This is a genomic window from Aliidiomarina haloalkalitolerans (assembly GCF_003987315.1).
GTDB classification, from domain to species: domain Bacteria; phylum Pseudomonadota; class Gammaproteobacteria; order Enterobacterales; family Alteromonadaceae; genus Aliidiomarina; species Aliidiomarina haloalkalitolerans.
In genome coordinates, this window is record NZ_PIPI01000008.1 from 1 (window position 1) to 16,859 (window position 16,859).

The window sequence follows — 16,859 nt, forward strand, 5'->3', positions numbered from 1 at the left end:
AAAGGCCGCAGGACTGTCGGTTTCTGCCAATGGAGGCAAGCGTCAATCTGGTCACGTACCAGTTGCTGCCTGAGAAGTTGGAAGCCTCGCCCGTGGCGCTTTAGCGCTTAGGGCGGGGAGCAGTCACTATAACGAAAATCAGCGTCGCAGCGCACACAAACTTTGAAAAACCTCGGCAACACGCGCTGGTTCATTGCGTTGACCCTGATAGCCCTGCAGCGGCATGTCGGGGCTATCGGTTTCCAGCACTAAACCCGCAGCAGGAACTCGTGCCAAAGTCGCCCGCGTTTTTTGCGCCCGTGGGTAAGTGACAACGCCGCCCACCCCCAGTCGAAAACCCAAGTCTAGCCACTGTTGCGCTTGCTCATAACTGCCAGAAAACGCATGCACAATACCGTCGCGCACACCGCTTTCACGCACCAGCTTATGCATCACGTCTAAGCTTTTCCGATGATGCAAAATCACCGGCAACTGCAACGACTCAGCAATACTCAACTGCGCCTGAAAGAACTTTAATTGCTTGTCGAAATCGTCCACTGTGCGGTCGAGGCCAATTTCGCCGACCGCAAGAGCCCCTCGTTCTAACCATTGCGGCAGCTCGTCAAGGTCAGCGCGCTGATGTTCTGCAGTATAATAAGGATGCAAACCAAACGCTAAGTGCCAACTCGCATAGTGTGAGCCCAACTCAAACTGCCGCGCCCAAGCTGCTTGACGGACACCGGGCACCAAGAAACGATCAACACCCGCCGCTTGTGCGCGGGCGAGCATGGCATCACGGTCGCCATCAAAATCAGCAAAGTCGAGATGGCAATGGCTGTCTTGCCACGCCTTTTGTTTGGGGTCAAAAGAGGGAAATTCGCTTCGCAGTGTTCGCATCAGCGCTCCAGTGCTCGCAGTTTAGTCAGCAGGCTGTTTGGCTGGCTGTTCTGGTTTTTGATCCGCCGCATCTGCTTCCGCTGGCACCGGAATTGGCCGACGACGACGGAGTACCCCAAATGCAACCAACATACCAGCAAGAAACGCCATGCCTAAGCCGACCAACTGTTGCTGCCCAGACACTCGATGATACGGCCGTGATTGCGCGGTAATGCGATCATAATCAAAGGTGATGCGGACAAAGCCGAGCAATTGCGACTCGGCACCGCTACGATCATAGACCGGCGCCACCATGGGTACCGCCCACATCGACTGTGGTAGTTGCCGTAAATAATCATGAATGGGTAAATCGTGTCCTGCCCGCACAAGGTTGCGCCCTTGTTGGTCCTGAATACTCACCTCAAGAATGGTTTCTTGGCTCTGCAAATGGTTGGCCAGACTCACTAAACCGGTAGGGTTTTCACTTAAAAACCATACCCTTGCCTCGTGCTCAGCCTGAGCTAGAATCACTTTTGCGAGGTTTTCTGTATGCGCAACAATGACTTCCTCACCTTTTTTGTTGGCTTGCAGCCAAACATTAGCAATAATGAGAAGTAACAAAGTGGCAACAATAAAAATCACAACGCGCCGATAATACCGTTCTCCAGGAACGATCCAAGGGCGACGAAGGAATTCAGGATTGTGAGGTTGATGTGCTAGGTTCATATCCGAACTTTAGCTGAACCAGTGCCGACACGCAACGAAATCTATGCCTGCGAAGGTGACCGAGAGAGGGCTTTGAAATATGCAACAGTTTCCCGACATGGACAAACCGGGGTTAGTCGTATTCGACCTTGATTCCACCTTAATTCAATTAGAAAGTATCGACACTCTCGCTGCCTTGAATAATCAGGAAACAGCAGTTGCCGCTTTAACGGAACAAGCTATGCGTGGAGAAATCGATTTTCGCCAAGCACTCGAACAACGAGTCAGCTTCTTAGCCAGCATCGACGAAGAACGTATTTTTGCCATTTCAGGCAACCTACCTATTACCCCAGGCGCCGACGAACTGATTCAATTCTTCCGTAAAAAGCGCTGGAAAATTGCCATTCTGTCCGGTGGCTTTACTTGGTTTGCCGACACTGTGGCTATGCGTTGGGGCGCTGACTTTATTGCCTGTAACGCACTTGAAGTTAAAAACGGCAAACTAACCGGTAAGTTGGTTGGCGAAATCATCGATGCCGACGCGAAAGCACGTTACCTTGTGGCGTTGCGCCAGCAGTACGGCTTTGCCAATGAACAGGTCATTGCCATTGGCGACGGCGCCAATGACATTCCCATGCTGAATGAAGCTGGACTTGGCGTTGCTTTCAATGGCAAACCAATTCTCTTAGCGGAAGCCGATATTTCCATTGCCGGTAGCCTTGCCGACCTAATTCCGTTACTGAATCGTGCCCTATAGGGTTTAGCTTGGTCGGGTTTAGCTTGGTCGGAGTTACTTGGTCGGGGTGAGCTTGGTCCGGGTTAGCCTGCTCGGGGTTAACCTGAAAGCACTAAAACTTAAATAACCTCGGTCACCCCGAACACATCAGTAACTAGTTCGGGGGTTAGTGTTGCGGCGACCGCGCCAGACCGAAAAACACGACCGTTTTGCAACACCACGAGCGCATCACACCAGCGCTTGACTAAGCGCAGGTCATGCATCACCACAACCACACTGCGCCCTTGTTGCGCCTGTTGTTGCAGCAAGTTCAGCATACTTTCTTGATGACGTAAATCGAGTGCAGCCGTGGGCTCGTCGGCCAAAATAATCTGCGGCTCTGCGGCCAACACACGAGCAAATAAAACACGCTGCAATTCACCACTCGACAGCTCGGCCACATTGCGCCCTCGGAACTGCAAGCTATCGGTCGCTAGCAATGCCGCATGAATGCGCTCCTCTGCGGCTGCTCCAGTGAGTTCGGCAGGCAAACCAATGGCAACCATGTCCTCAACCTGCAACGCCCAACTCGGGTTTTCCTGCTGCGCTAAGTAACCAATTTGGTGGCTCATTTGCTGACGTTTGCCGTCAAGCCATTGCACTTCACCCGCTTGCGGGCGCAGAATCCCAGCAAGCAACTTCAGCAAGGTTGTTTTGCCACTACCGTTCTCACCGACAACGGCGACTAACTGGCCCGGCGCAAAGTGGCAGTCAACACCGCGCAAGACAGCTTGCCCTGAATGATAGCCGAACTGAACATCACGCATTACGATCGCCATACGTCCCCCTTCAGCAAGTTCGTCAGCAACAAGTATAAGAAGAATGGCCCGCCAATAATTGCCGCCAATGCCCCGACCTGAATTTCCGGCCCGGTTGGCAGCAGTTGCACAAGTATGTCGAGCCCTAACAGGAATACCGCACCGGCCAGTGCCGAACTCACTAATAGATAATCCGGTCGACCACGCACCAGAGGCCTCACCAAATGCGGAATAATCAAACCGACAAAGCCAATAATGCCCGTCAAGGCCACCGCACTGCCAGTGGCAATTGCCACCCCAACCAACACCCGCGTGCGCCAATGTTGATTGCTAAAACCTAAGGTGTGCGCCACATCCTCACCCAACGTTAAGCTCATTAAATAGCGCCGCGTCGTTAACAATAACCACCCGCCGATCAACAAACCTGGGAGCATTAAAACTACGTGCCCTAAATCTCGGCCATTGAGTGAGCCGAGCAGCCAATAGCTAATTTCTTGGAAGGCAAAAGGATTGGGCGACAAGCTCAACACTAAGGCAATTAAACCGCTACAGAACGCAGAAATCGCCACACCGGCAAGAATGATGGTGACTTTCGAACGGTTCATGCGGGCAATCCAGACGATCACAGCTAACGCCAAACCACTGCCGGTTATGGCAAACAGCGGCAACAACCATGCGTTCAAACCGCTGCCCCCTGCCCCCGACGGACCTGCTCCGGCAAAACCCCATCCTGAGAAACCCCATCCTGTAAAGCCCCACCCCGCAAAACCCAGGTAAAGCGCAATCACGGCCATTGCCGCACCGCCCGAAGAAATCCCCAGAATCCCAGGCTCCGCCAACGGATTGCGCAGTAATCCTTGAATTGCGGCGCCCGACATCCCCAAGGCCGCACCGACCAGTGCAGCTAAAAGTAACCGCGGCAAACGCACTTCCAGCAAAATGAGTCGCGCCAAATCAGCGCTTTCGTCGCTCGCAAATAGATCACGCAGCTGTATCGAACTGCCACCGAAGTTGAGCCCAATCGCCAGCAGAATCAATAGTGCAACCAGCAATAGCAGACGGTGATAAAAAATAGGCGTCATTTAACGTTCCTGAGGTAAGAGCAATTGCACAAATGTATCCAGTTCATAGGCCAAACAACCCATAACCGTGCGTGGCATCAACAACAACTGTGCGTCACTGTTAGCAAGATAACGCTGTAAAGCTCGATGCGCTAATTGGCTGTGCGCGAGGCTAAAATGCTCCTCATCAGCAACTTCCAGCAAAATAATATCTGGTTTTAACGTCAACACATCTTCCAAAGTAAAACGCACCAAACCTGAGCCTTTAATCGCCCCAAGGTTCTCAGCGCCAAGTGAGGTCAGCAGTTCGTCAAACAAGGTGTCACTGCCAAAACTATAATGATTCGGTTGCAACCACACCACGCGTTGTTCGTGCAACAGGTTCGCCTTTGCTTCCGGCGTATTTAATGCGCTTAGTGGTACATTACTTTTAGAAGCTTCAGCGCCATGCAGCAAACGGAATAACTCAGCCTGCAAGGCCAACGCTTGCGCTAATGAGTCGGGCTCATTTAGCACAGTCACCACTAAGTTTTTGCTGCGCAAATGCTGCACTAAAATTGGATTACTAAAGGTGGTTGCCAACACGTGCTGCGGTGCATACGCCACAATTCGCTCGACGCGCCCGCGATGTTCAGCAACAAACTGAACATTGACTCGCGCTGCTTGCCGAGTCGGTTCGCTTGCGTCAACATCCGCATGCGCCGCAAGCGCAAATTGCTTTTGAATAAACTGGTCCACACACAGGTTCAAGGACGTCCAACGCAATTCCGTCTTGTGCTCGGCTGTCTGAGTATCTGCAGCTTCAGATTCGGCCAGCGCGTTCTTTGGCAACATAAAAACGACGGCTACCCACAGCACAAAAACAAGAAATAAAGTGCGCGCAAGTAATTGCGTCAAAAACGACTTTCTTTCCCCTGCCAAGTTTGCAATCATTCAAACACTTTCCGTTCGTTTAGGTAATCTCATGTCCAAAAGCCGTCAAAAAGTAGCCTATGTGTGCACCGACTGTGGCGCCGACTTCCCGCGCTGGCAAGGTCAGTGTAGCGAGTGTAACGCGTGGAATACCATTTCTGAAGTGCGACTCGGTAGCCAAACCACTCGCAACACCAGTGCCAGCCGTGGTGGCTTTGCCGGCTTAACGCAAGCTAAAGTGCAAACCTTGCACGAAGTCGACCTGCAAACTGTACCACGCTTTTCCAGCGGTTTTGCGGAATTTGATCGGGTTCTCGGTGGCGGTATTGTGCCAGGCTCCGCCATTCTCATTGGCGGCTCACCCGGCGCCGGTAAAAGTACCCTGCTATTGCAAACCATGTGTTTGCTTGCCGCACAAATGCCGACATTATATGTCACCGGCGAAGAATCATTACAACAGGTCGCCATGCGCGCTCAGCGCCTAAAGTTGCCAACCGACAAGTTACGCCTACTATCGGAAACCTCCGTCGAGGTGATTTGTGAGCTGGCCAATCAAGAAAAACCGAAAATCATGGTCATCGACTCCATTCAGGTCATGCACTTGAGCGACATTCAATCGGCCCCGGGCAGTGTCTCCCAAGTCCGCGAAACCGCGGCTTTCTTGACTCGCTACGCAAAACAAAACAACGTCGCCATTATCATGGTCGGCCATGTGACCAAAGACGGTTCATTAGCCGGACCAAAGGTGCTCGAACACTGCATCGACTGCTCGGTCATTCTCGACGGCGATTCCGACTCGCGCTTTCGGACCTTACGTAGCACCAAAAACCGATTTGGTGCGGTCAATGAACTTGGCGTCTTTGCCATGCTCGGCGACGGCCTGAAAGAAGTCAAAAACCCATCAGCAATTTTCCTCAGTCGCAGCGAAGATCACGGCTGTGGTTCAGTTGTCCTCACCTTGTGGGAAGGCACACGACCACTCTTGGTCGAAATCCAAGCGCTTGTAGACCAGTCACAACTGTCGAACCCACGCCGCGTTGCTGTCGGCGCCGAACAAAATCGCTTAGCCTTGTTGCTGGCAGTTTTACACCGCCACGGGGGCTTGATGCTCGGCGACTTCGATGTTTTTGTGAACGTTGTCGGTGGCGTTAAAGTCACCGAAACCAGTGCCGACTTAGCTATCCTGATGGCGATTGTTTCCAGCTATCGGGAAATTAAAATTCCAAAAGAAATGATCATTTTTGGCGAGGTCGGTTTGTCAGGGGAAATTCGCCCCGTGCCCAATGGCAGCGAGCGCATTAATGAAGCTATTAAGCACGGCTTTAAGAAAGCCATTGTACCGATTGCTAACCTGCCGAAAGGTAAACTCGACGGCTTCGAAATTCACGGTGTGAAAAACCTGCAGGAAGCCCTGAACCTGCTGTAACCAGCTGCTTTCTCGGCTGAGCGTCAGCTCAGCCAACCCCGAACTCCACCACAAAAAAAGCGTGAACACCGAAATGTTCACGCTTTCTCTGAATCTTGGCAGGGGTGGAGGGATTCGAACCCCCAACCGTCGGTTTTGGAGACCGCTGTTCTACCAATTGGAACTACACCCCTATTGCTGGCCGAAATTATACAGCGGGAATTAGCATCAGCAAGCGTTTTATGCAAAATTACTTTCGTTTGCTTATTTTCTACGCATATTCAGTGCCAACAATGGCTTGTGCCGCGCCAACAGCCACAAATCCCCACCCGAAAGCACAATTGCTTGGGGAGTTTGTTTTACTCAGATCCACGAACAGGGTAAAATCGCCGCATTAAAATTAGTGCAAGGCAAAATAATGAGTCAGGTTCAAAAAGAAGTCGCCAAGCGTCGTACGTTCGCGATTATTTCACACCCAGATGCGGGTAAAACCACCATCACCGAAAAAGTCCTTTTACACGGCCAAAAGCTGCAAAAAGCCGGTACCGTTAAAGGTAAAAAGTCAGGGCAACACGCCAAGTCAGACTGGATGGAAATGGAAAAAGAACGGGGCATCTCGGTGACCACCTCGGTCATGCAGTTCCCCTATCGCGAGTCGTTAATTAATCTTCTCGACACCCCTGGCCACGAAGACTTCTCGGAAGACACTTACCGCACATTAACGGCGGTTGACTCGTGTTTAATGGTCATCGACGCCGCCAAAGGTGTTGAGGAACGAACCATTAAGTTAATGGAAGTCACGCGTTTGCGCGACACGCCAATTATTACCTTCATGAACAAACTCGACCGCGACATTCGCGACCCGTTGGAGTTGCTTGATGAAGTGGAAGACATTCTGAAAATTATGTGTGCGCCGATTACTTGGCCAATTGGTCAAGGTAAGAACTTCAAAGGCGTTTACCATTTGCTGCGTGACGAAACGATTTTCTACAAAACCGGTCAAGGTCATCGCATTCAAGAACTCGACGTTATTAAAGGCCTCGACAACCCAGAACTGGACAAGCGAGTTGGCTCCTATGCCGACGAGTTACGCGAACAAATTGAACTAGTGAAAGGCGCTTCGCACGAGTTCGACCTTGAGCTTTTCCTCAGCGGCGAGCTTACTCCAGTTTACTTCGGCACCGCACTCGGTAACTTCGGTGTCGACCACATGCTCGACGGTCTTGTTGAATGGGCACCAACCCCGCAAGGTCGTGCGCGTGAAGACGGCGAGTTTGTCGAATCGAGCGACGAGCGCTTCTCTGGCTTCGTATTTAAAATCCAAGCCAACATGGACCCGAAACACCGTGACCGCGTCGCCTTCTTGCGCGTTGTTTCCGGTAAATACGAACAAGGCATGAAAATTAAACATGTTCGCATTGGCAAAGACGTCCGTATCGCCGACGCCCTGACCTTCGTCGCCGGCGACCGTGAGCATGTCGAAGAAGCCTGGCCAGGTGACATTATTGGTTTGCATAACCATGGCACCATTCAAATTGGTGACACCTTCACTTGGGGCGACTCGTTTAAATTCTCAGGTATTCCAAACTTTGCACCAGAACTGTTCCGCCGCATTCGTTTGAAAGATCCGCTGAAGCAAAAACAGTTGCTGAAAGGCTTAGTTCAGCTATCAGAAGAAGGCGCAGTGCAGGTCTTCCGCCCGCTAATTAGCAACGACCTCATTGTAGGTGCGGTCGGTGTGCTGCAGTTTGATGTGGTTGTGCATCGCTTAAAGTCAGAATATAAAGTCGAAGCTATCTATGAAAACGTGCAAGTTGCCACCGCCCGCTGGGTATATGGCAACGACGTGAAGAAGTTTGAGGAATTCAAGCGTAAAGCTGAGCATAACTTGGCGCTCGATGGCGGCGATAACCTTGCCTATATCGCCCCGACTATGGCCAACTTAAGCTTAACCCAAGAGCGCTTCCCGGACGTGACGTTCAAACACACGCGGGAAGTCTAAGCCTCGAGTGGCAAGCGCGCCATCACAATGGCAGTCTCCCGACTGCCATTTTCTTTGGCAGCCGGGTAATAACCAGGGCGACGGCCAACCTCCGAAAAACCATAACGGTAATACAAGCGCAGCGCACTTTCGTTGCTCTCACGAACTTCTAAAAACAACCTTGCCCGCAGCTCCCCTTGTAAGTCCGCACAACGGCCAATCAGGTCATTCAACAACACGGCACCGTAACCACGTCCCTGCAAAGCCGGATCAACTGCGATATTCATCAAAGTCACTTCGTCCGCCACGGTGTGGGCCACATAATAACCAGCTAGTCGCCATGCTCCTGAGCGCGAAGAAATCGATTGTGGCTCGCTTGCACTCAAATGAGTGCATTTTTTTGTGGGTAAATGTTTTGTGGGTTCGTCTTTTGCAAGCTCGTGCTTTCCAGACGAATTATGAGCAAATGAATCACCGGCAGGCACATACAAAGAGCGAACCACATAGCCTGCACCTAAGCATTGGCGAAATACGTTGTCTGACCATGGTGCCACATGCGCAGCCTGCTCAATACTGAAGTGCGCCGGTGTTAATTCGGTTTCTGTTGCTAAAATCATGCGTGTGACAGCTTGTGCCACAAGGCACGTTTTTCGCTAGCGCTCAGTTCAAGTCGAGCGAATTCAGAAAGGTCAATGGCGTCATCGGGGTTGCTCGGTGCCGACACCCGACTTAATTTGCCACCTAAAAATAACTCTAAGTCACGCATCCACGGTAAGCCTTGTACCGGTAACTCATCGCAAAAGTACAGCAACCAACTCCCTAAGCGAATATACACCGGCTGCGGCTGTTCACCCACCTGTTCACCCACTTGTTCAGCAACCGGTTCAGCCGCAGGTTCGGCCTCGGACGCAAGCTCTGGCCGTGCCGTCGGTTCTGGCTCGGCTGCAGGAGTCGCTTTTATCTCCGGCTCAGGCTCAGGCTCAGGCACTGCCGCTGCCGCTTTTTCGGGCACTGCCGCGACCGCTGACTTCGCTGCAGACACCGGCTCAACGGCCAATTCAACGGCCAGTTCAAGTGCTTGATAGCTAACCCCAAGCGCACGCAAACTTGCAAGTTGCGCGGGCGAGTATAACTCGTGGTCATTTGGCAGTGTTTCATTCACAGACATAGCAGCGACTTTTATCAAAAAACAGGCCATCTATGATATACGAGATCGCACGGCGACCAAACCGCAGATGAAAAAAAACCACTTCAAAGTGAAGTGGTTTTTCATAATCGCTTAATTGATTGTGCAGACTAACTCAGAACTTAGAGTCGACGCTCAATCTTTGCATTCGCTTTCAACGCTTCAAGCAAGGCACGATAAGCAAGTTCTGCATATTGGCCTTCCAGCTGACGCTGCACGCGGTCTTGCGTTTCAGGATCGACGGTGCCAGCTGTCACCTCAGTCAATGCGACCACAGCGGTGTCACCGTTTGACAGAGTGATCACGCTAAACGTGGTGTTGCCTTCCGCCGGCGGTACCATGCGGAACAATTCTTGGCGCATTGCCCCAGGAACGTCAGTGCTATTGCGACGGACACCCGCAAACTCAGTGAACTCCAAGTCAACGGCTTCGCCTGCTTCTAACGCAGCCAATAAGCCTTCACCGTAGGCATTGGCTAATGCTTCAGCTTCTTGTGCTTGCAAGTGATTAGCAATGTCATCACGCACGTCAGCAAGGTCTAGAATCCGTGCTGGCTGATATTCCTCGGCACGAATCACTAACGAACGCTGGTCAAGTTCAATCAGGTCGCTATTTAAGCCTAGCTCACGAACTTCTTCAGAGAATGCCTGTGCCAATAGCTGTGGCTGATCAAAGCCTTCGGCACCCACTTGCGGACGCAACCAAGGTGACGTTTTCACTTCTAAGCCAAGCTCTTCGGCAACAACATCTAGCGTGTGGTCAATTTCAAACGACATACGCGCTAATTCTTGTTGGATATTGAAGTATTCTTGCTCTGCTTCTACACGTGCCAAGTTGTCACGAATTTCACCAGCAACTTCAGCAAACTCAGTGGTTTGTGGCGGGTTGAAGGCAGTCAACTTGACAATGTGGTAACCAAATTCGCTACGCACAACATCAGACACTTCACCTTCCGCCGACAGAGCAAAACCTGCGTCTTCAATGTCAGGGTCTAGTGAGCCACGCTCAAGCATCCCTAAATCACCGCCTTCTTGGCCGCTGAAAAAGTCGTCTGATTCACTCGCCGCAAGCTCAGCGAAATCTTCACCTGCTTGAACACGCGCATAAATGGCGTCAATACGCTCACGCGCTGCTGCTTCGTCATCACCGAATTCAACCATAATGTGAGCAATACGACGGCTCTCACGGCTTTGGAATGCCGCTGGATTATTGTCGTAGTAGGCACGCACGTCTTCTTCAGTGACGTTAATACGCGCTAACACATCGTTAAAGTCGAGTTCAACGTAAGCTAAGCGAATTTGTTCTTCCTGCTCGAACAACTCTTGGTTGTCAAAATAGAATTCTTCAATTTCCGCGTCGGTCACGTCTACTTGACCCATAAAGTCACTCGCTGACACAGTCGCATAACGGCCACTACGTAGCTCGTTTTGCAAGACTTGTAGCTTGGCAACTTCCGACGGCAACGCAAACTCAGAACCAAAAGCACCTTGCATGAGCATGACGCGGTTCATTTGCACCGCTAAGTAATCGCGGAATGAGGCTGGTGTAAAGCCCACGCTTGTTAACGCACGTAAGTAGGTGTCGTTACTAAACTGGCCGTTAATTTGGAACTCTGGCATTTGCACAATCGCTTCGCGCAGTGCCGCAGTCGACTGAGTGATCCCGATTTTTTTCGCCAACTCAGACGCTAATTGCTCTTCAATTAGGTTCTCGAGGACGCTCTGACGGAGTTGCCGCATATAGTTTTCGTCTTGCGCTAAAAACGCAAACATTTCACCATACTGCTGTTCCATCATAGCGCGTTGGTTTTGATACGCACGATCAAACTCAGCGCGCGAAATCTCGGTGTCGTTCACTTTCGCTGCAAAGTCATCAGCGCTACCACCTAAGTAAGCACTAACCCCAGTAAAGGCGAATGTCAGAATAATTAAGAACAGGAGAACTTTAACTAACGGGCCCTGTGCACCCTCACGTATCTTCTCGAGCATGATATGACTCTTTGACCGCTAAACCATTAAACTTACAACAAGAAAAAAGCGCATCTTGCGATGCGCTTCTTTTTGTCATCACAAAGCGCAGTATATCATAAATACACGACGCTTCTGAATCGCTAATTACTTAGTTTACCGCATCTTTCAGCGCTTTACCCGCTTTGAACGCTGGTACTTTAGCAGCAGCGATTTCAATGGTTGCGCCAGTTTGTGGGTTACGGCCAGTGCGTGCAGAACGCTCGCGCACAGTAAAAGTACCGAAACCAACGAGTGCTACTTGGTCATCGTTTTTCAGAGCTTCGGTAACCGCGCTGATAAAAGAGTCCAGAGCACGACCTGCAGATGCTTTAGAAAGTTCTGCGTCCGCTGCAATTTTGTCAATAAGCTGAGACTTGTTCACAGTATCATCCCCTTCGATTGTTATTATGGAGTTCTTGGTTCCATTAAGTTCTTGGTTCTTGGTTTCTTTAATGGTCCAGCAAATTTTATAACAAGCTTATACCATTAGTTCAAGCATTCAATTTACTTATTTTTTACCACCCCAACTTAACTGCATGCCTTAAGCAATAAGGGTTGAGAGGTTAGTCACTAGGCTATCACAGTGATTCAGGATGAAAAGTCTTTTTTCGTTAAAATTTAACAATTTTTCACTTCGCCCGCTTTTCGCGGGCGATCCCAGAATCTAGCCTATTTCTTTTTTGCTTTGTTTTTCAAAGGCTTAAACGGCTTTTCCTGCAAGGACAAGGTCAGCACCTCGTCTATCCATTGCACCGGAAAAATTTCCAGATCCGCCTTCACATTGTCCGCAATTTCCTTGAGATCCCGCTCATTCTCCTTCGGAATGAGTACCCGTTTTATACCGCCACGGTGTGCCGCAAGGAGTTTTTCTTTCAAACCACCTATCGCTAAAACTTCACCACGTAAGGTAATTTCACCGGTCATGGCTACGTCGGCACGTACCGGATTACCCGTTAACGAGCTCACCAACGCAGTTACCATCGCAATACCTGCACTGGGTCCATCTTTCGGCGTTGCGCACTCAGGAACGTGCACGTGAATGTCACGTTTCTCATAAAAGTCATCGGCAATACCGAGCTTTTCTGCACGGCTGCGTACGACTGTCATCGCGGTGCTGATTGACTCTTTCATGACATCGCCTAGCGAGCCGGTACAGACCACTTTGCCTTTACCCGAGACATTGGTCGCTTCAATCGTCAGTAAGTCACCACCGACCTGGGTCCAGGCTAAACCAGTGACCTGACCAATTTGGTTTTCGTCTTCGGCCTTACCAAAATCAAAGCGCTGAACACCTAAGAAGTCCTCAAGGTTCTTCTCAGTGATCTCCACTTTCTTCAGTTTTTTGTCTAGCAAGATCCGGCGCACCGCTTTGCGGCACAAGGTCGACAGCTCACGCTCGAGGTTCCGCACACCCGCTTCCCGAGTGTAATAACGGATAATGCCAAGAATCGCATCGTCTTTAATTTCGACTTCGCCTTTGCGCAGCCCATTCCGCTCCATTTGTTTTTCCAACAAATGGCGCTTGGCAATATTCAGCTTCTCGTCTTCGGTATAACCCGACAAGCGAATCACTTCCATGCGGTCCAGTAATGGCGCTGGAATATTCATGCTGTTCGACGTCGCCACAAACATCACGTCAGACAAGTCATAATCGACTTCTAAGTAATGGTCGTTAAAGCTGCTGTTTTGCTCTGGGTCGAGCACTTCCAGCAAGGCAGACGCTGGATCGCCACGCATATCCGACGACATCTTGTCGATTTCGTCCAATAAGAATAGCGGGTTACGCACACCAACTTTGGCCATTTTCTGCATTAACTTACCTGGCATCGAGCCAATGTAGGTCCGTCGATGACCACGGATTTCCGCTTCATCACGCACGCCACCAAGTGCCATGCGCACATACTGACGGCCCGTTGCTTTAGCAATCGACTGCCCAAGTGACGTTTTACCCACACCTGGCGGTCCAACTAAACATAAAATCGGCCCACGCACCTTTTTACTGCGCTGCTGTACCGCTAAGTAGTCAAGAATCCGTTCTTTTACTTTCTCCAAACCATAGTGGTCCGCATCAAGAATCGACTCGGCTTGGCTTAAATCTTTCTTCACCCGTGACTTCTTATGCCATGGGACGTTCGTCATCCACTCGATATAGCTGCGCACAACCGTGGCTTCCGCCGACATGGGTGACATCATGCGTAACTTCGAAAGCTCCGACTTGGCTTTATCAAACGCTTCTTTCGGCATTTGTGCTTCGTCGATTTTCTTTTGCAGGGCTTCAAACTCGTCTACGCCGTCTTCGCTCTCGCCTAGCTCTTTTTGAATGGCTTTCATTTGCTCATTCAAATAGTACTCACGCTGACTCTTTTCCATCTGCTGTTTCACGCGGTTACGAATCTTGCGCTCCACTTGCAGAATATCAATCTCACCTTCCATCAACGCCATCAAGTGCTCAAGACGGTCTTGCACACTAATAATTTCAAGTACGCGTTGCTTGTCAGCGAGCTTCAGCGGCATATGCGCGGCCATGGTATCCGCTAAGCGGTCAGCATCATCAATACCGTTTAACGACGTCAACACTTCCGGTGGGGTCTTCTTATTCAGCTTCACGTAGCCTTCAAACTGGTTCAAGGCTGAACGCATCAGAACTTCTTCTTCGCGCTCGTCCATGCCACCAACTTCCAACAGCTCAATATCGGCTCGGAAGAAATCGCCGTCCGGCTGCCACGACTTCACTTTCGCTCGTTGTGTGCCTTCTACTAGCACTTTCACAGTGCCGTCTGGCAACTTCAACAGCTGCAAAATCGTCGCTACAGCACCGACGTCATAAATATCACCTTCCGCTGGCTCTTCGACGCCAGCATCTTTTTGCGCAACAAGGAAAACTTGCTTATCCGCGTCCATAGCCGCGTCTAAACAACGAATTGACTTTTCACGGCCAACAAATAGCGGAATTACCATGTGGGGATAAACCACCACATCACGTAGAGGTAAAACCGGAATGCCCAGACGTTCACCACTTTCTACTGTCATCTCTGTTCCCATATGCTTAATTCTCGAAACCAATATCCATTAATATGCGGTTAAACTGAGAAAGTTCAATCCCTTTCTAACAAAAAGGGGCCTTTCGGCCCCCAAGTGGTGATTATTCGCCCGATGCGTGCGCTTCTTTCTGATTCTGATAAATCAGAATCGGGTCCGAATCGCCAGCAATCACTGACGCGTCAATCACGACTTTGCTCACATTTTCGAGCGACGGTAATTCATACATCGTATCGAGCAGTACTTCTTCAACAATCGAACGCAGACCACGTGCACCGGTTTTCCGCTTCATCGCTTTGCGAGCAATTGCACGCAGCGCGTCTTCACGGAACTCAAGCTCAACGTTTTCCATTTCCAGCAACGCCCCGTATTGTTTTGTCAGTGCGTTCTTCGGCTCGCTTAAAATTTGTACTAAAGCGTCTTCGTCCAGCTCAGTTAAGCTCGCGACGACCGGCAAGCGACCGATAAACTCTGGAATTAAACCGTATTTAACTAGATCTTCCGGTTCCACTTGCGTTAGTAAGTTGATTTCAGCTTTTTCTGACTTCGACTTCACTTCAGCGCCAAAACCAATACCGGTACCGGTCGCTAAACGCTGCTCAATGACTTTTTCCAAACCGGCAAACGCACCGCCGCAAATAAATAGAATTTTTGAGGTATCGACCTGTACAAATTCCTGCTGCGGATGCTTACGACCACCTTGCGGTGGCACCGATGCAATCGTCCCTTCAATCAGTTTCAACAAGGCTTGCTGAACACCTTCGCCAGACACGCCGCGGGTAATTGACGGGTTGTCAGATTTGCGCGAAATCTTATCAATTTCGTCCACGTAAATAATTCCACGTTCTGCTTTCGCAGCATCGTAGTCACATTTTTGCAGTAATTTTTGGATAATATTCTCAACGTCTTCACCCACATAACCGGCTTCCGTCAAGGTGGTTGCATCGGCCATGGTGAAAGGCACGTCGAGCATACGCGCAAGCGTTTCGGCTAATAGCGTTTTACCGCTACCGGTTGGGCCAATCAGCAAAATGTTACTTTTGCCTAGCTCAACGTCGGTGTCGACACCCGCATTACGCAAGCGCTTATAGTGATTGTACACCGCCACTGCGAGAACGCGCTTAGCGAGATCTTGACCGATGACATAATCGTCGAGGTTCTGACGAATCTCTTTCGGTGTTGGCAAACGGTCTTCGCTTGCTTGCGGGGCTATGTTTTTAATTTCTTCTTTGAGAATGTCGTTACACAGGTCGACACACTCATCACAGATGAATACTGAAGGGCCGGCAATCAGCTTTTTAACTTCATGCTGGCTCTTGCCACAAAATGTACAGTAAAGCGACTTGGTGCCTTTACCGCTGCCAGTTGTTGAATCCGTCATTCACTACTCCAGTACCATCGTTTGTACATCTAATCGTTTGTACTTCTAATCGTTCGTACATCTAAACTTATATATAACTATCTTAACCCGAAAAACAACCTGCTATCGTTTAAAATAGCAGGTTTGCACCACTTTATTTCGCTTGTGCCGCACGTTTTTCTAAAACTTTGTCCACAATGCCGTACTCGAGCGCTTGTTGCGAACTCATAAAGTTGTCGCGATCCGTATCGCGCGCAACCCGGTCAAAATCCTGCCCGGTGTGTTCTGCCAATAAGCGATTCAGCTTTTCTTTAATGTACAGAATTTCGCGGGCATGAATTTCAATATCCGAGGCCTGGCCTTGGAAACCGCCCAGTGGCTGGTGAATCATCACCCGCGAATTAGGCAAACAGAAACGCTTACCTTTGGCGCCACCTGCTAATAAAAATGCGCCCATACTCGCCGCTTGGCCAATACAAATAGTCGACACGTCATTGCGAATAAACTGCATGGTATCATAAATCGCCATGCCCGCAGTGACCGAACCGCCCGGAGAGTTGATATACAAGAAGATGTCTTTTTCTGGATTCTCAGACTCCAAGAACAACATCTGGGCAACGATCAGGTTTGCCATTTGCTCTTCGACAGGACCACACAAAAAGATGATGCCTTCCTTAAGCAAGCGGGAATAAATATCAAACGAGCGCTCACCCTTTGCTGTTTGCTCAACAACAATTGGTACTAACGCAGCCATTGGATCCGGCAAGTTGTTTCCCATTAGAACTTCTCTCCTCAAATAAAAATGGCTCAGAT

Annotated in this window: 15 protein-coding genes and 1 tRNA gene; 3 read left to right on the forward strand and 13 right to left on the reverse strand. The window is 50.1% G+C overall.

The window, feature by feature from the left end; genetic code table 11:
- Positions 1 to 138: 138 nt before the first annotated feature.
- Both CWE06_RS10085 and CWE06_RS10090 read right to left on the reverse strand, forming a co-directional pair.
- Entirely contained in the window at positions 139 to 876 is a 738-nt protein-coding gene (locus tag CWE06_RS10085) for a TatD family hydrolase (protein WP_126793730.1), read from the reverse strand.
- 21 nt (positions 877 to 897) lie between these two features.
- A complete protein-coding gene (locus CWE06_RS10090) occupies positions 898 to 1,581 on the reverse strand; it encodes an AhpA/YtjB family protein (RefSeq protein WP_126793732.1) in 684 nt (227 codons plus the stop codon).
- A 79-nt stretch (positions 1,582 to 1,660) separates the two neighbouring features.
- On the opposite strand from CWE06_RS10090, the gene serB reads away from it, so the two are divergent.
- Positions 1,661 to 2,317, forward strand: a complete 657-nt coding sequence (gene serB, locus CWE06_RS10095) for a phosphoserine phosphatase SerB (RefSeq protein WP_126793734.1) — start codon at positions 1,661 to 1,663, stop codon at positions 2,315 to 2,317.
- A 98-nt stretch (positions 2,318 to 2,415) separates the two neighbouring features.
- Here the strand turns inward: serB and CWE06_RS10100 are convergent, their stop codons facing one another.
- From CWE06_RS10100 to CWE06_RS10110, 3 genes are read right to left on the reverse strand one after another with little or no spacing between them, the layout of a single operon-like run.
- Complete coding sequence (locus CWE06_RS10100; protein WP_126793736.1) at positions 2,416 to 3,114, reverse strand: ABC transporter ATP-binding protein; 699 nt, start codon at positions 3,112 to 3,114, stop codon at positions 2,416 to 2,418.
- Positions 3,102 to 4,175, reverse strand: a complete 1,074-nt coding sequence (locus CWE06_RS10105) for a FecCD family ABC transporter permease (RefSeq protein ID WP_126793738.1) — start codon at positions 4,173 to 4,175, stop codon at positions 3,102 to 3,104. Before CWE06_RS10105 ends, CWE06_RS10100 begins: the two co-directional genes overlap by 13 nt.
- Entirely contained in the window at positions 4,176 to 5,087 is a 912-nt protein-coding gene (locus CWE06_RS10110; protein WP_126793740.1) for a TroA family protein, read from the reverse strand.
- A gap of 31 nt (positions 5,088 to 5,118) precedes the next feature.
- Here CWE06_RS10110 and radA point away from each other — a divergent pair, with 31 nt between their 5' ends.
- Positions 5,119 to 6,492, forward strand: coding sequence for a DNA repair protein RadA (radA, locus tag CWE06_RS10115; RefSeq protein ID WP_126793742.1), 1,374 nt, complete (start codon positions 5,119 to 5,121; stop codon positions 6,490 to 6,492).
- A 96-nt stretch (positions 6,493 to 6,588) separates the two neighbouring features.
- Here the strand turns inward: radA and CWE06_RS10120 are convergent.
- Positions 6,589 to 6,665, reverse strand: a tRNA-Trp gene (locus CWE06_RS10120).
- A gap of 224 nt (positions 6,666 to 6,889) precedes the next feature.
- On the opposite strand from CWE06_RS10120, the gene prfC reads away from it, so the two are divergent.
- Complete coding sequence (gene prfC / locus CWE06_RS10125) at positions 6,890 to 8,473, forward strand: peptide chain release factor 3 (protein WP_126793744.1); 1,584 nt, start codon at positions 6,890 to 6,892, stop codon at positions 8,471 to 8,473.
- Here prfC and rimI read toward each other — a convergent pair.
- The 7 genes from rimI to clpP all read right to left on the reverse strand — a co-directional run bounded on the left by rimI (position 8,470) and on the right by clpP (position 16,824).
- Positions 8,470 to 9,069 carry a ribosomal protein S18-alanine N-acetyltransferase gene (gene rimI, locus CWE06_RS10130; protein ID WP_126793746.1) on the reverse strand — a complete coding sequence of 200 codons (600 nt, stop codon included), beginning with the start codon at positions 9,067 to 9,069 and terminating at the stop codon, positions 8,470 to 8,472. The genes prfC and rimI overlap by 4 nt on opposite strands.
- Positions 9,066 to 9,620 (reverse strand): hypothetical protein, encoded by a 555-nt coding sequence (locus CWE06_RS10135; RefSeq protein ID WP_126793748.1) that lies wholly within the window; start codon positions 9,618 to 9,620, stop codon positions 9,066 to 9,068. Before CWE06_RS10135 ends, rimI begins: the two co-directional genes overlap by 4 nt.
- Before the next feature lie 140 nt (positions 9,621 to 9,760).
- Complete coding sequence (locus CWE06_RS10140; protein WP_126793750.1) at positions 9,761 to 11,626, reverse strand: SurA N-terminal domain-containing protein; 1,866 nt, start codon at positions 11,624 to 11,626, stop codon at positions 9,761 to 9,763.
- 130 nt (positions 11,627 to 11,756) lie between these two features.
- The gene (locus CWE06_RS10145; protein WP_476692313.1) at positions 11,757 to 12,113 is read right to left on the reverse strand and encodes an HU family DNA-binding protein; all 357 of its coding nucleotides are present in this window, start codon (positions 12,111 to 12,113) and stop codon (positions 11,757 to 11,759) included.
- A 203-nt stretch (positions 12,114 to 12,316) separates the two neighbouring features.
- Positions 12,317 to 14,677, reverse strand: a complete 2,361-nt coding sequence (lon, locus tag CWE06_RS10150) for an endopeptidase La (RefSeq protein WP_126793754.1) — start codon at positions 14,675 to 14,677, stop codon at positions 12,317 to 12,319.
- Positions 14,678 to 14,789: 112 nt separating this feature from the next.
- Positions 14,790 to 16,067: an ATP-dependent protease ATP-binding subunit ClpX gene (clpX, locus tag CWE06_RS10155; protein ID WP_126793756.1), complete on the reverse strand. Its 1,278-nt coding sequence runs from the start codon at positions 16,065 to 16,067 to the stop codon at positions 14,790 to 14,792.
- A gap of 133 nt (positions 16,068 to 16,200) precedes the next feature.
- Positions 16,201 to 16,824, reverse strand: coding sequence for an ATP-dependent Clp endopeptidase proteolytic subunit ClpP (clpP, locus tag CWE06_RS10160; protein ID WP_126793758.1), 624 nt, complete (start codon positions 16,822 to 16,824; stop codon positions 16,201 to 16,203).
- Positions 16,825 to 16,859 lie beyond the last annotated feature (35 nt).

Excerpts from the sequence above, each read along its gene's own strand:
- CWE06_RS10085 (WP_126793730.1), bottom strand. The coding sequence starts at position 876 with ATGCGAACACTGCGAAGCGAATTTCCCTCTTTTGACCCCAAACAAAAG.
- CWE06_RS10090 (WP_126793732.1), bottom strand. The coding sequence starts at position 1,581 with ATGAACCTAGCACATCAACCTCACAATCCTGAATTCCTTCGTCGCCCT.
- serB (WP_126793734.1), top strand. The coding sequence starts at position 1,661 with ATGCAACAGTTTCCCGACATGGACAAACCGGGGTTAGTCGTATTCGAC.
- CWE06_RS10100 (WP_126793736.1), bottom strand. The coding sequence starts at position 3,114 with ATGGCGATCGTAATGCGTGATGTTCAGTTCGGCTATCATTCAGGGCAA.
- CWE06_RS10105 (WP_126793738.1), bottom strand. The coding sequence starts at position 4,175 with ATGACGCCTATTTTTTATCACCGTCTGCTATTGCTGGTTGCACTATTG.
- CWE06_RS10110 (WP_126793740.1), bottom strand. The coding sequence starts at position 5,087 with ATGATTGCAAACTTGGCAGGGGAAAGAAAGTCGTTTTTGACGCAATTA.
- radA (WP_126793742.1), top strand. The coding sequence starts at position 5,119 with ATGTCCAAAAGCCGTCAAAAAGTAGCCTATGTGTGCACCGACTGTGGC.
- prfC (WP_126793744.1), top strand. The coding sequence starts at position 6,890 with ATGAGTCAGGTTCAAAAAGAAGTCGCCAAGCGTCGTACGTTCGCGATT.
- rimI (WP_126793746.1), bottom strand. The coding sequence starts at position 9,069 with ATGATTTTAGCAACAGAAACCGAATTAACACCGGCGCACTTCAGTATT.
- CWE06_RS10135 (WP_126793748.1), bottom strand. The coding sequence starts at position 9,620 with ATGTCTGTGAATGAAACACTGCCAAATGACCACGAGTTATACTCGCCC.
- CWE06_RS10140 (WP_126793750.1), bottom strand. The coding sequence starts at position 11,626 with ATGCTCGAGAAGATACGTGAGGGTGCACAGGGCCCGTTAGTTAAAGTT.
- lon (WP_126793754.1), bottom strand. The coding sequence starts at position 14,677 with ATGACAGTAGAAAGTGGTGAACGTCTGGGCATTCCGGTTTTACCTCTA.
- clpX (WP_126793756.1), bottom strand. The coding sequence starts at position 16,067 with ATGACGGATTCAACAACTGGCAGCGGTAAAGGCACCAAGTCGCTTTAC.
- clpP (WP_126793758.1), bottom strand. The coding sequence starts at position 16,824 with ATGGGAAACAACTTGCCGGATCCAATGGCTGCGTTAGTACCAATTGTT.